A 13,185-nucleotide genomic window follows, 5' to 3' on the forward strand; every position below is an offset into this window, starting at 1 on the left:
GGGTGAAAGGGTTCCTATGAGCGCAGAAACAATCAATGGGGCACGCATTGTCCTTGAAACATTGCATCGCCTTGGTGTAACCGATATGTTCGGCTATCCAGGTGGCGCGGTAATTCCAATTTATGATGAAATATATAGCTTCCCTGAAATTAAACATTACTTTGTTCGTCATGAACAAGGTGCTGCACATGCCGCGGATGGTTATGCACGTGTGTCCGGCAAAGTTGGGGTATGTCTTGCTACGTCTGGTCCTGGTGCAACGAATCTTGTAACAGGTATTATGACTGCGTACATGGATTCCGTACCTATGGTGGCCATTACAGGTCAGGTTGGCCGACCATTTATCGGTAAGGACTCCTTTCAAGAGGCGGATATCCAAGGTATTACGATGCCTATAACCAAGCATAACTATCTTGTTCAAGATATTCATGATTTGCCTCGCATCATTAAAGAGGCGTACTTTATTGCTGGTACAGGTCGCCCAGGCCCTGTACTCATTGATATTCCTAAGGATATTCAAACCGAAAAAATATCCATGGCGGAATACAACAAATTGTACGAAGTACCTATTCATCTTGAAGGCTATGATCCAACCTATAAAGGGCATCAAGGTCAAATCAAAAAAGCAGCTACTCTCATCAAAAATGCAAAGCGCCCACTTATCATTGCTGGAGCAGGCGTATTGAAATCTAGTGCTATGGATGAGCTTAAGGAATTAGCTGAAAAGGCTCAAATCCCGGTGACGAATACATTAGTTGGGCTTGGTGGCTTCCCAGGAGATCACGAGTTGGCTCTAGGTATGGTTGGTATGCACGGTTCTGTTGCAGCTAATAATAGTACAGATGAGGCTGATCTCGTGATTGCTGCAGGGATTCGTTTCCATGACCGCATCACAGGCCATCCAGATTTCTTCTGTAAAAAAGCTAAAATTATCCATATCGATATTGACCCAGCTGAAATTGATAAGAATGTTACAATCAATGTGCCTATCGTAGGGGATCTAAAACAGGTATTAACGGAGCTTAATGCTCTTGTAGAACCTACAACGCATGAAGCGTGGCTTGAGCAAATTCGAGAATGGCAAACGGAATACCCTATGGTGATTCCTGAATCGAAAAATGGTGTATTGCATGCACAATATGTGTTGTCTGAGCTTAATAAGATTGCCAAGGAAGATGCCATAATCGTAAGTGATGTCGGTCAACATCAAATGTGGGCGGCTCAATTCTTAACTCATAAAAAACCTCATACTATCGTTACCTCTGGCGGTGCGGGTACCATGGGGTATGGCTTACCGGCGGCTATTGGGGCTCAAGTAGGGGCACCTAAGAAGCAAGTTATCCTCGTTGTCGGTGATGGCGGGTTCCAAATGACTTGTGAAGAGCTCATGATGGTTCGTCAATATAATTTGCCAATCAAGATTGTTATTATTAACAATGGCTATCTTGGTATGGTTCGTCAATGGCAAGAAATCTTCAATGATAGACGCTACTCTTATGTAGATTTAGAAGTGAGTCCGAACTTCGTGAAACTCGCAGATGCATTTGACTTGAAAGCAGCTCGTCTAGATAATGTTGAAACTTTCAACAAAGAATTTAAATCATACATTACATCGGATGAAAGCATTGTCTTGGATTGTCGCGTTGAACGAGAGGATAATGTATTGCCAATGATCCCAGCAGGCGGCACGATAAGCGGTATGATGGGTAAGAAAGGGGTGCTATAATGGCAAAAGAACATCAAGTCTTAATCATTGCAAAAAATGCACCAGGTATTGGTACACGTATCTTGGCACTCTTTAACCGTCGTGGCTTTAACGTTACAAAAATGACATCTGGCATTACAAATCAGCCAGGTTATGCACGTATTACTATTACTGTAGAGGCCGATGACCGAATTCTTGATCAAGTGCAAAAACAAATCTACAAGCTCATCGATGTTGTTAAGGTTAAAGTGTTTGACGATCATGATGTGGTATGCCGTGAGCTAATGCTTATCAAGGTAAAAGCATCTGCTTCCACAAGATCACAAATTGTACAGATTGCCGATGTATATCGTGGTAATGTGTTAGATATTTCTCCTACATCTATGATCATTGAAGTCATTGGCAGTGTAGAAAAATTACGTGGCTTCATTCAAATTATGGAAACCTATGGTATTCTTGAAATTGCCAAAACAGGTATCACCGCTATGAGCCGCGGAGAAAAAATGTAGGAGTTGATAACGTGGGGCGTGAATTACTCCATTATGAAAATGTCTGCTTTCGCCGTGATGGTAGACCTATTTTAGATAATGTAAATTGGCATATAGAGGAAGGTGAACATTGGGCCCTCTTAGGGCTCAATGGGGCTGGTAAATCGACGCTACTCAGCATGATACCAGCCTATCAAATTCCTACGACAGGCACTTTGCGCGTATTTGGACATGAATTTGGTAAATACGCATGGCCTAAAATCAAATCGAGATTAGGCTTTGTCAGCTCGGCTCTGGGACAGTTTCAATCCACCTTGGATAAACAAGTTGTAGAGGATGTCATCATTTCTGGTGCTTTCAGTAGCATCGGTATATACCAAGAGGTTGCGCCAGAGGTGCGAGAGCGGGGTATGCAATTATTGGCTGAGTTTGGGTTAAGCCACTTAGAAGGTCATCGTTTCCATACATTGTCTGCTGGGGAACAGCGACGTGTATTATTGGCACGGTCCATCATGGCAAATCCAGAATTATTGATTTTGGATGAGCCTTGCTCTGGTTTGGACTTACCAGCGAGGGAGCAGTTTTTACGCACCGTATCCACTTTGGTAGCTGAGCAGCAGACACCGATTATCTATGTGTCACATCAAATTGAAGAGATACTATCGTTTATTACTCATGTAGCTATCTTGCGAGAGGGTAAGATGATTCATGCAGGTCCTAAACACAAGGTACTAACTGATGATATTTTATCTGATATCTTTGGACTTTCCGTACAAGTTGTATGGAAAGATGATCGTCCATGGGTGATGGTTCGGTAGTTATCAAATTTTTTTATCAGAGGCTTAAAACTTGGCTTACTGATAATAAATTAATGTACGCCACATCTTGCAAAAATTTGTTAGATTGTGTACAGTATATATAATCTATATTCTATTGAATATGTTTGGAGGTTGTCTAATATGGCAGGTAAAATTTTAGGTACTACAGTTTATTATGATGCAGATTGTAATTTAAGCAAATTGGAAGGCAAAAAAATTACAGTGTTAGGTTACGGTTCACAAGGTCATGCTCATGCATTGAACTTGAAAGAAAATGGTATGGACGTAACAATTGGTCTTCGCGGTGGTTCTTCTAGCTGGAAAGCGGCTGAAGAAGCAGGTCTTACAGTGAAAGAAACTGCAGAAGCCGTTAAAGGCGCTGATATCGTTATGGTATTGATTCCAGACGAATTGCAAGCAGACGTATATGCACAAGATATTGCTCCAAACTTGAAACAAGGTGCGTACTTGGCATTTGCTCATGGCTTTAACATTCACTTTGGTAAAATCGTACCTCGTGAAGACATCAACGTATTCATGGTAGCTCCTAAAGGTCCTGGTCATTTAGTTCGTCGTACATACCAAGAAGGTTCTGGCGTTCCTTGCTTGTACGCTGTAGAAAAAGACCCATCTGGCGATACTGAAGAAGTGGCATTAGCATGGGCATCTGGTATCGGTGGTGGTCGTTCTGGTATTTTGGAAACTAACTTCAAATCCGAAACTGAAACTGACCTCTTTGGTGAACAAGCTGTATTGTGTGGTGGTGTTACTGAGTTGATCAAAACTGGCTTTGAAGTATTAACTGAAGCTGGTTATGAACCTGTTAACGCTTACTTCGAATGCTTGCATGAAATGAAATTAATCGTAGATCTTATCTACGAAGGTGGCTTCCAAAAAATGCGCCACTCCATCTCCAACACTGCTGAATACGGCGACTACCATGCAGGTCCTCGCGTAATCACAGCGGATACTAAAAAAGCGATGGAACAAATCTTGGCTGATATTCAATCTGGTAAATTTGCTGATGAATTCTTGGCAGATTCTAAAAATGGTCAAAAATTCCTTAAAGAACACCGTGAAGCCGCTGCTAGCCATCCAATCGAACCAGTTGGTGCAGAACTTCGCAACTTGATGAGCTGGTTAAAATAAGAGCATTACTTAGGTAATCTTTTGTGAGATTATATGCTTATTAAAAGCGACCCCGTAAGGGGTCGCTATTTTTTATCTTTTCTTACATTATTTAGGGCCCTTTTGACGATTACATCGAAAATATTGGAATTAAATATGGTATAATAAAAGGTATATTTGAAAGGAGTGTGGCATGGATTTTTACACATTAGCCTATGTTGAAAGTCAGGCTGTAGCGGGCCAAACATGGGGCTTTATTATAATTGTAGCTGTTCTATTAGCATTGCTCGTTTTGGGCGTACAAGTATTACGAAATGGTTTTACTAGTCGCTATCGTGATCTGATGGTTATATTGTCTTTAATCGTAGTGTTCTTCTTAGGGCTTGAATACCAAGAATATAATCGGATGAAAATCTATTCTGAGGACTCCTCTCGTATGGCTCAATTTTTACATTCTTTTAGTTCAGATCGTTCCGTACCGAGCGACCAATTGGCGGTTAACTCCTTAAAGATTCGTAATGGTATGATTTTAAAAGTAAGTGATGCTTACTATGAGGTTCAATTTAACCCAGAGTTTTCAACCTATACGATTACCCGTGTGTATAAGGTGAGCCCTACAGATCGAATTCACGATAAAGCGGACGTATTACCATAAGGAGGACCACATATGACAGAAGCTATGGCCGTCTATGGGATGGTCTTTGCAAAACTCGCCATCGGTCTCTTGGCGATTATCTTACAAATCAACTTAATGGGAAAGGGCAATTTAGCGCCAACCTCTGCTTTGGACCAATTGCAAAACTATGTACTTGGTGGTATTATCGGTGCCATCATTTACAATGACCAAATTGGTATTTTACAGTTTATGTTAGTCCTTATTTTGTGGACTATTTTGGTAATGACGCTTAAGTTTTTAAAAGGAAATCTTCGTTTCTTCAAAGCAATTCTTGATGGTCATCCCGTTATCGTAATCGAACGAGGTCATATTTTAACGGAAGAATGTATGCGTTACGGCATTCAAGCGGCAGAGCTTAAATTAAAACTTCGCGCTGCAGGTGTTCAATATGTTACGGATGTTAAGCGTGCCGTATTGGAGCAAAACGGTCAGCTCAACGTGGTTCAATTTGGTGAAGATAATATCCGATTTGATCTTATCGATGATGGTCAAATTAATCAATTTACCCTTGATGTAATTGAAAAAGATAGAGCGTGGCTTGAACAAGAAGTTCAATCTCATGGATACTCTGTTAAGGACATATATATTGCTGAATATAAAGATGGTAAAGTTGTTGTATATCCTTACGATAAAAGAGAGAAACCTAATTTAGTTAGCTCAATAAAAAATAAGACTAAGAGCAAATTAAAGCCTTAAGTTGTAGCTTGTAATATGAAGCTAATACATCTATTAACATTTTAACAATAGGTATATAGTATTTAGTTTTTATTAAGCCCACTATTCTTAGTGGGTTTATATAGAAAGGAAATTAGTGAATCGTAAAGATTTAATTGATCGATTACAAGAATTATATAAAGATGAAGACAGTCGGGTAACAGTAAATCCTCATGCGGGGCAAAAGATAGCTATCGTTTATCCGAATACATACTTTGTGGGCATGAGTAACCTTGGTCTCCACATCATTTATGAGGAAATTAACTTACGTAATGATAGCGTATGTGAACGTATCTTCTTACCGGAGAAAAAAGAACTAGAAGCGTACGATAAAACTAAGACGCCTCTTATGAGTGTTGAAACACAACGGCCTATGCATCAGTTTGATGTGGTAGCCTTTGACGTCACCTTTGAAATGGATTATTTCCACATTCCGCTTATGTTGCGCCATGGCCGTGTACCTATTATGGGGAAAGACCGCACAGAGTTCGATCCTATCGTTATTGCAGGGGGGCCTTGTGCGACCTTCAACCCTGAGCCTTTTGCCGACTTTATCGATGCTTTCATCATCGGTGAAGGGGAAGGTATCGTCAGTCGCGTATTAGATATCATTCGGGACGGGAAAATGGAAGGCTTGGATCGCCATGCTATTTTACGTCAATTAGCGGATATATCGGGTGTGTATGTACCATCCTTATATGTGCCGATTTACAGTGAAGACGGTGAATTTAAAGGCTATGATATTGCAGAGGGCGTGCCTAAAACGATCAAACGTCATTTTGAAATGCTCACTAGCGGTGGTGAAACGGTAGTGGCTACGAACTATACTGAATTTGGTGCTATGTATATCATCGAAGTAGCCCGTGGTTGTGGTCGTCACTGTCGCTTTTGTATGGCTGGGTATTGCTTCCGCGTACCTCGTGTACGTCCTTTAGACATTTTGAAAGAAGGTGTAGAGCGCGCAGAAAAGCTAGGTAAAAAGGTGGGGCTCATGGGCGCTGCTATCTCGGATTATCCTGAGGTAGATGAACTAGTTAATTATATTCGCGCTAAAGATATGCGCTACTCTTGTGCATCCTTGCGGGCTGACTCATTAACGCAAGCCGTGGTGGATGGACTGGCGGATAGTGGACAAAAGACGATTACCATTGCGCCAGAAACGGGCAGTGAACGTTTGCGTCGGGTCATTAACAAGGGAATCAGTGAAGAGCATTTACAAAATGCAGCCACCTTATCTGCGAAGTCAGGTATTCAGCATATGCGCTTGTATATTATGATTGGGTTGCCAACGGAAACCGATGAGGACATTGAGGCTATTGTAGGACTTGCGGAAAGAACGCAAGCTCATATGGAGAAAGTAGGCTGTAAAGGTCGTTTGACATTAAGTATTAATCCATTTATTCCTAAACCTTTTACACCGTTCCAATGGATGGCCATGGATAACCAAAAAGTGGTGGAGAAAAAGTTACAATATATAAAGAAAGCATTGCAAAAGAATCGCCGCATCGAGGTTCTCGTAGAGTCGCCTAAAGAGGCGTATATTCAAGGCGTGCTTGCTCGTGGGGATCGCCGCTTAGGCGCTGTTATTGCAGCATGTGCTGCAGATCGGGGCAGTAAATCTTTTAAGTCCGAAATGAAGGCTGCTGGCCTGGATATGGATAATATGAATTATCGTGAACGCAGTTTTGATGAATTCTTGCCATGGAGTCATTTAGACATGGGGATGCAGGAGGGCTATCTTGAAATGGAATGGAAACGATCCCTCGATGAAGCCTATACCCCTCCATGTGCAAAAGGTTGTAAACGCTGTGGCGTTTGTAAATAGGAGGAACAGATGAGTCAATCTGTAAAACGTATAGATGTGAAAGGTCCTTATGGAACATGGTCTTATGAGGCGCCAAGCTGGGTTGATCGATTTCCTATTGTAATGGGCGATACTTATCGTCATGGTGGCGTATCTAAAGCCCCTTATGAATCATTAAACCTAGCGTTTCATGTAGGGGATGAAGCTCAAAGCGTACGAGAAAATCGAGCTATTATTGCGAAATATTTAGGTGTTGAACCAAACCGTATTTCTTGTGGCAATCAAGTCCATGGTTTAAAGGCTGTAGAAATCACAGAAGACCTTGTTGGGGCAGGTGCTTTTGGAGAAGATACGGCTATCGATGATTGTGATGCGGTATTTACAAATCTACCACATGTGCCATTATTTCTATTCACAGCAGATTGCGTTGGCGTAGGTATTTACGATGCCAAACATCATGCGATTGCAACGGTGCATGCAGGCTGGTGTGGTGCCATTGGCCGTTTACCAATCCTTACCATTGAGGCCATGAAAGAGGCGTATGGGACTGAGTTCAAAGATTGCTATATATATCTTGGGCCTAGTATTGGACCAGAGTCCTTTGAAGTAGATGTAGAACTAGGTAAACGCTTTGAATTAGCTTGGAGAGATATGATAGACCGAGATGTATCTGATGTTGTCAATTATTCTGGTGATAAATTGGACAAGGCTTATATCAATTTATGGAACTTTATTGGTGAGGATCTCGTTGTAAATGGCGTTCCTCCAGAGAATATCACGATTGGTGGTACCGATAGTGTAACAGAAGTAGCTTGTTATTCCTATCGCCGAGAGGCTGGGCGAACAGGTCGTATGGCCTTATTTGCGATGTTACAAGACCGATAAATTTTGACTTTCACAGGAATCATAATAAAGTATGATATTTTAAGTATATACATGCTTGGATTTGTGTAGGGGATAGCCTTAAATCATGTACATTTGACCTTAAATACTATATAATAGAATAGTCTATACAAATATATTTGATGATTATGATATATAGATTGAAGGGGGCATTCACGTGATTGAAGAATCCCTACACGCTATACAGCAGCGCATGGCCGATGCTATGGCGCGTGTTGGTCGCGTAGATACAGCATTATTAGTGGCGGTTACAAAGAACCACCCTGTGTCGGCTGTAGAAGAGGTCGCACGGCTCGGTGTTACTCATGTAGGGGAAAATCGAGTACAAGAGGCCAAAGAAAAACAGCTAACCTATAAGGGGCCACAATTAACATGGCATTTGATTGGTCATTTACAGGTCAATAAGGTGCGTCAAGCGGTTCCTATGTTTGATTTAATTCATTCTGTAGATAGCCGTAAATTATTAGATGAAATCGAAAAGGTTGCTGCAAAGCACGACAAGATACAAGATGTATTACTGCAAGTCAATGTGGCTCGCGAAGCTTCTAAAACGGGAATGACCGTTGAAGAGTTTCCAGAAATACGAGATTATGTAAAAACATTGCCTCATGTACGCGTACGGGGATTGATGTGTATGGCACCATTTTTCGATGATCCACAGGAAGCTCGTCCAATCTTCCGCGTAGCGAACGCTTTGTTTGAGGATATGAAACGCTACTTTGAAGAAGGGCAGATTCAATATTTATCTATGGGGATGACTCATGACTTTGAGGTCGCTTTGGAAGAAGGGGCTAACATCGTTCGTGTAGGCACAGCAATTTTTGGGGAACGTGTATATTATTAAGGTTCGGGTTACCTGATAATCGGAAGCGTTAATTGTATTAGGAGGAAATCCAAATGGCATTGGGAGATTATTTAGACAAAGCAAAAAACTTATTCTTAGGCAGAACTGATGATGACTATGAATATGATGATTACGAATACGAAGATGAAGAGGAATACGAAGCTGAACCTACCTCAGTAGCAACAGCGGCTCCCGTGTCCGGCGCATCTGAATTTCATCCACGCAAGGTAGGAGGCCAATCTACGATGACACAACGTCCAACAGCTATGAAAGTAGTTGTAATTGAACCAAAAGTATTTGAAGATTCTGAAAATATTACACATCAATTGCGCGACATGCGTCCTGTATTGATTAATTTTGAAAATACAGACCCTCATGAAGCAGCTCGTATTGTAGATTTCGTATCTGGTGCGACCTATGCATTGGATGGCAAATTGGAAAAAGTAGGTAAAGACATTTTCATGTGTGTACCTGTAAATATTTCCATTGATTATAATGACAATGAAAGCAACACAACTGAGCAAAACGAATATTCTTGGGAAAACAAATAATCTCTCTATAAATGGTGGTGATAACTATGTTAGGTAAAACCCTATGTATAGGCGTTGGCTCAATGGGGGGCGCTCTATTGCGCGGTGCATTACAGCATGGTGTGTTGAAAGCCTGTGATACACACATTCTAGTGCGTCGCGAAGAACAATGTAAGGCTCTTGCAGAGGAGCTTGGTGTAGTAGGTTTTACTACATTGCCTAATGTAAACGAGTACAACACTATTCTATTGGCTGTGAAACCACAAGTGTTACCATCTGTGTTAGAGACTTTAAAAGAAGTACCTTATGGGACTGTTATGATTTCTGTTGCTGCAGGTGTCACATTAGATACTCTTGATGCGGCGATTCCACAAGCTAGCTGGTTTAGAGCTATGCCAAATACACCGGCTTCTATCGGTGCGGGCATGACGGCACTTGCCGGGGATGATGTGAATACTGACCTAGGTCGTGCTGTACAAGCCTTATTTGAGGCTGTAGGCGAGGTAGCAGTGGTGAGCGAAGCCGATTTAGATCGCTTGGGCGCACTATCTGGTGCGGGCCCTGGCTATATGTTTGTCATCCTCGATGCATTGGCTGATGCAGGCGTTCGTATTGGTTTACCACGTCAGCTAGCCATAAAGGCAGCTGCTCAAACAATGTACGGTGCAGGTAAGATGGCTCTTGAAAGTGGCAATCATCCATCAGTACTACGAGATCAAGTGACCAGCCCTGGGGGCACTACCATTGCCGGTATTGGTGCCATGGAAAAAGGTGGACTTCGCAGTGCTCTCCAAGACGGCGTAGTAGCATGTCTTGCTCGGTCGAATGAATTGGGGAAATAATTTTGGCAGATACTAGTAAATTAATTCGATATTTTGAAGCTAGCGGCAGCGGTGAGGAAGCTCGTCGCATGCTTGACTTGGCTGAGCAGGTTGTTAAAGGTCGCCCATATCGTGTGGCGGATTTTACGAGTCCTGCAGGCCTTGTTATTGCAGATGCTATCAAGGCTAATTACCCACAGTTAACAGTTAAAACTGACGGTGGCTATGAAGGGGCGGAACGTATCCGTATCGCCTTTGTAGATAGCGACTTTAACGGTACCGTGGACATGGGCATTCGCGCCCTTAAGGTAAATTGGGACCCACGGTTCCGATTGCTTACCCATCGCGATGTGCTGGGCTCCTTGATGGGCCTTGGCATTGATCGCTCCAAATTTGGGGACGTTATCGTCCAGCAAGGGGGCGCTCAGATTATGGTGGATGAAAGCGTGGCTGATTTCGTAATTCAAAACTTTACGAAAATTGCTATGGTTTCTGTATCTGTAGAGGCTATTGAGTTATCAGATATTGCACCAAAAGAAGAAAAAATTAAAGAAGTCCGCACTACAGTCGCTTCCTTGCGCTTAGATGCGGTAGCAAGTTCTGGATTTAGTGTATCTCGCACTAAATTGGTGAGTGCTATCAATGCGGGCTTATTACAAGTAAACTGGCAACCAGCTAAGGGGGCATCCCAAGAGGTTAAAGAAGGAGATGTCATTTCCATGCGTGGTCGTGGCCGAATGAAGGTAGAAGCTATTACAGGTACCTCTCGTAAAGGGCGTATCGGCGTATATCTGAAACGATTTATGTAGGCAGTTGAAAATCGGCTTGACCATCAAGCCGATTTTTTTGTATATAGTAGGACAGCCATGGTATCCATAACATTTCAACCTACAACTGAAGATATAATCCTATTCGTAGGCGGCGGAGAAGTAGCGGAACGACGGATGCAGCTTTTTATTGAGGAGCCTTGCCAAATTGTCGTTATCGCTCCTGCTGTAACGGATACGATTAGCCAATGGGCAAAGGAAAATCGCATCACTTGGTGTGATCGGGCTTTCACAATGGACGACGAAGAGCATATTATTTCGAGTAGTTTGCTGTTTATCTGCACAGATAATCATGAACTAAACGATACCTTGTATGAGCTAGGAAAAAAACATCGTGTGTGGACCAACCGCAGTGATGATCCGAGCGCGTGTAGCTTTACTGTGCCGTCATCCCTTGAACTCGGCGATCTTCATATTGCTATTAGTGCCAATAATGTAGGACCTCGTATCAATCGTCTCGTACGACAAGATATGATGAATCGTTATGGTCAGTTGCAAAAGGCTATGCCTAGACTTAAAATATTTAGAGAAGAAGTAAAGTTACTACTTCCTACTCCAGAGGCTCGACAGAAATTTTGGCGAGACAATCTGACGGTAGAAACATTTGAAGCCATTCTCAAGGGAGAGTGGATGATTATAGAGGAGAAACTAAACTATGCAATTAGTGGTATTAGGTCTAAATCATAGAAGTGCCGCTGTAGAGGTGCGTGAACGTTTCTCGTTTGATAAAGACGAGGTAGTTGCCGCACTAAATCGCCTCTATGAATTTGACTGTATCTCAGAATGCGTTATATTATCCACCTGTAATAGAACGGAAATTTATGCTGCTTTAGAAGGTGTAGAATTCCCGAAGGATTACATGTTGGCAGTGTTAAAAGATTTAAAAGGAGCAGATCATATCGATGCAGATGCATTCTTCTTCTACGAAGAACGAGATTGTATTGAGCATCTATTCCGCGTTTCTGCTAGTCTTGATTCCCTTGTGTTAGGGGAAGGCCAAATCTTGAGCCAATTAAAAGGGGCTTATATTCAGGCTTATAGCGCAGGCTGTACGGGAACAATTTTTAATATTTTATTCCAACGGGCTATTAGCGTTGGTAAAAAGGTACGTACTAATACGGGCATTGCTAATACGCCTGTATCTGTTAGTTACACGGCGGTCAATCTTGCGGAGGACAGTTTAGATAAGCCATTATCCGAAGCTACAGTACTTATTTTGGGTGCTGGTACGATGAGTGAATTGACAGCTACTCATTTACAAGCGAAGGGTGTAAAAACGATTTTCGTATCTAATAGAACCTTTGCTAAGGCTGAAATGTTAGCGGAACGCTTTAATGGTAAAGCTGTTAAGCTCGATAACTTTGTAGAGTATGCTAAAGATGCGGATATTCTTATCACATCTACAGGGGCACCGCATTATATTATTACTGAAAAAGAAGCGAAGAAAATTACGACTCTTCGCAAGGGTGAACCAATCGTTATGATCGATATAGCGGTACCTCGTGATATCGATCCTGCGGTGGCAGACTTGGATGGTATTTATCTATTTAATATTGATTCTCTTGAAAGTGTAGTAGAAGAAAACAAGGCACAACGAGAAGAGGAAGCTCGTCGTGCAGAGCCTATTATTCATGATGCTATTGAAGAGTTGTTGGATAAATTGAGTTATTTAACAGTGCGTCCGATGATGGCATTGCTTACAGAAAAGGCAGAACGGATTCGCCGTCGTGAGTTACATCGCGCATTAGCTAAATTGCCAGATATTTCCGATAAGGAGCGCCGTGTTATGGACTCGATGAGTCGCATGATCATCCGTAAAATGTTGCGTGAACCGATGATTCACTTCAACGAAATTGCTGGTACAGAGGAAGAAGGCTTGTACTGGGACTTATTCAAAGATATGTTTAATCTTGAGAAAGAAGGCTAA

The 13,185-nt window shown here is 42.0% G+C and carries 14 protein-coding genes; all 14 read left to right on the forward strand.

Features of this window, described 5'->3' with window-relative positions; all coding sequences use genetic code 11:
- Nucleotides 1-16 precede the first annotated feature (16 nt).
- The 14 genes from ilvB to hemA all read left to right on the forward strand — a co-directional run bounded on the left by ilvB (nucleotide 17) and on the right by hemA (nucleotide 13,185).
- Nucleotides 17-1,726, forward strand: coding sequence for a biosynthetic-type acetolactate synthase large subunit (gene ilvB, locus E7K77_RS09270; protein WP_004696901.1), 1,710 nt, complete (start codon nucleotides 17-19; stop codon nucleotides 1,724-1,726).
- Entirely contained in the window at nucleotides 1,726-2,214 is a 489-nt protein-coding gene (gene ilvN, locus E7K77_RS09275) for an acetolactate synthase small subunit (protein ID WP_004696811.1), read from the forward strand. Before ilvB ends, ilvN begins: the two co-directional genes overlap by 1 nt.
- 11 nt (nucleotides 2,215-2,225) lie before the next feature.
- Nucleotides 2,226-3,011 carry an ABC transporter ATP-binding protein gene (locus E7K77_RS09280; RefSeq protein ID WP_325306542.1) on the forward strand — a complete coding sequence of 262 codons (786 nt, stop codon included), beginning with the start codon at nucleotides 2,226-2,228 and terminating at the stop codon, nucleotides 3,009-3,011.
- 141 nt (nucleotides 3,012-3,152) lie between these two features.
- Nucleotides 3,153-4,160 carry a ketol-acid reductoisomerase gene (gene ilvC / locus E7K77_RS09285; protein WP_156697236.1) on the forward strand — a complete coding sequence of 336 codons (1,008 nt, stop codon included), beginning with the start codon at nucleotides 3,153-3,155 and terminating at the stop codon, nucleotides 4,158-4,160.
- 172 nt (nucleotides 4,161-4,332) lie between these two features.
- The gene (locus E7K77_RS09290) at nucleotides 4,333-4,794 is read left to right on the forward strand and encodes a DUF3290 family protein (protein WP_287531468.1); all 462 of its coding nucleotides are present in this window, start codon (nucleotides 4,333-4,335) and stop codon (nucleotides 4,792-4,794) included.
- A gap of 12 nt (nucleotides 4,795-4,806) precedes the next feature.
- Nucleotides 4,807-5,511 (forward strand): DUF421 domain-containing protein, encoded by a 705-nt coding sequence (locus tag E7K77_RS09295; RefSeq protein WP_287531469.1) that lies wholly within the window; start codon nucleotides 4,807-4,809, stop codon nucleotides 5,509-5,511.
- A gap of 115 nt (nucleotides 5,512-5,626) precedes the next feature.
- Complete coding sequence (locus E7K77_RS09300; protein ID WP_325306544.1) at nucleotides 5,627-7,354, forward strand: TIGR03960 family B12-binding radical SAM protein; 1,728 nt, start codon at nucleotides 5,627-5,629, stop codon at nucleotides 7,352-7,354.
- Nucleotides 7,355-7,363: 9 nt separating this feature from the next.
- Entirely contained in the window at nucleotides 7,364-8,218 is an 855-nt protein-coding gene (locus E7K77_RS09305; protein ID WP_325306546.1) for a polyphenol oxidase family protein, read from the forward strand.
- 175 nt (nucleotides 8,219-8,393) lie between these two features.
- On the forward strand, nucleotides 8,394-9,080 hold the full coding sequence (locus E7K77_RS09310) for a YggS family pyridoxal phosphate-dependent enzyme (RefSeq protein WP_004696793.1): 687 nt from the start codon (nucleotides 8,394-8,396) through the stop codon (nucleotides 9,078-9,080).
- A 53-nt stretch (nucleotides 9,081-9,133) separates the two neighbouring features.
- Nucleotides 9,134-9,631 carry a cell division protein SepF gene (locus tag E7K77_RS09315; protein WP_287508263.1) on the forward strand — a complete coding sequence of 166 codons (498 nt, stop codon included), beginning with the start codon at nucleotides 9,134-9,136 and terminating at the stop codon, nucleotides 9,629-9,631.
- A 26-nt stretch (nucleotides 9,632-9,657) separates the two neighbouring features.
- Nucleotides 9,658-10,452 carry a pyrroline-5-carboxylate reductase gene (gene proC / locus E7K77_RS09320; protein ID WP_325306547.1) on the forward strand — a complete coding sequence of 265 codons (795 nt, stop codon included), beginning with the start codon at nucleotides 9,658-9,660 and terminating at the stop codon, nucleotides 10,450-10,452.
- 2 nt (nucleotides 10,453-10,454) lie between these two features.
- Nucleotides 10,455-11,240, forward strand: a complete 786-nt coding sequence (locus E7K77_RS09325; RefSeq protein ID WP_004695229.1) for a YlmH family RNA-binding protein — start codon at nucleotides 10,455-10,457, stop codon at nucleotides 11,238-11,240.
- 57 nt (nucleotides 11,241-11,297) lie between these two features.
- Nucleotides 11,298-11,945, forward strand: coding sequence for a precorrin-2 dehydrogenase/sirohydrochlorin ferrochelatase family protein (locus tag E7K77_RS09330; RefSeq protein WP_120056001.1), 648 nt, complete (start codon nucleotides 11,298-11,300; stop codon nucleotides 11,943-11,945).
- Nucleotides 11,914-13,185 (forward strand): glutamyl-tRNA reductase, encoded by a 1,272-nt coding sequence (gene hemA / locus E7K77_RS09335; RefSeq protein WP_004695233.1) that lies wholly within the window; start codon nucleotides 11,914-11,916, stop codon nucleotides 13,183-13,185. The genes E7K77_RS09330 and hemA overlap by 32 nt, the downstream gene beginning before the upstream one ends.

This window comes from Veillonella parvula, assembly GCF_032577575.1.
Taxonomy (GTDB): Bacteria; Bacillota; Negativicutes; order Veillonellales; family Veillonellaceae; genus Veillonella.

Bases quoted from the DNA above. Each gene is read 5' to 3' on its own strand.
- ilvB (WP_004696901.1), top strand. From the start codon at position 17: ATGAGCGCAGAAACAATCAATGGGGCACGCATTGTCCTTGAAACATTG.
- ilvN (WP_004696811.1), top strand. From the start codon at position 1,726: ATGGCAAAAGAACATCAAGTCTTAATCATTGCAAAAAATGCACCAGGT.
- ilvC (WP_156697236.1), top strand. From the start codon at position 3,153: ATGGCAGGTAAAATTTTAGGTACTACAGTTTATTATGATGCAGATTGT.
- E7K77_RS09290 (WP_287531468.1), top strand. From the start codon at position 4,333: ATGGATTTTTACACATTAGCCTATGTTGAAAGTCAGGCTGTAGCGGGC.
- E7K77_RS09295 (WP_287531469.1), top strand. From the start codon at position 4,807: ATGACAGAAGCTATGGCCGTCTATGGGATGGTCTTTGCAAAACTCGCC.
- E7K77_RS09305 (WP_325306546.1), top strand. From the start codon at position 7,364: ATGAGTCAATCTGTAAAACGTATAGATGTGAAAGGTCCTTATGGAACA.
- E7K77_RS09315 (WP_287508263.1), top strand. From the start codon at position 9,134: ATGGCATTGGGAGATTATTTAGACAAAGCAAAAAACTTATTCTTAGGC.
- proC (WP_325306547.1), top strand. From the start codon at position 9,658: ATGTTAGGTAAAACCCTATGTATAGGCGTTGGCTCAATGGGGGGCGCT.
- E7K77_RS09330 (WP_120056001.1), top strand. From the start codon at position 11,298: ATGGTATCCATAACATTTCAACCTACAACTGAAGATATAATCCTATTC.
- hemA (WP_004695233.1), top strand. From the start codon at position 11,914: ATGCAATTAGTGGTATTAGGTCTAAATCATAGAAGTGCCGCTGTAGAG.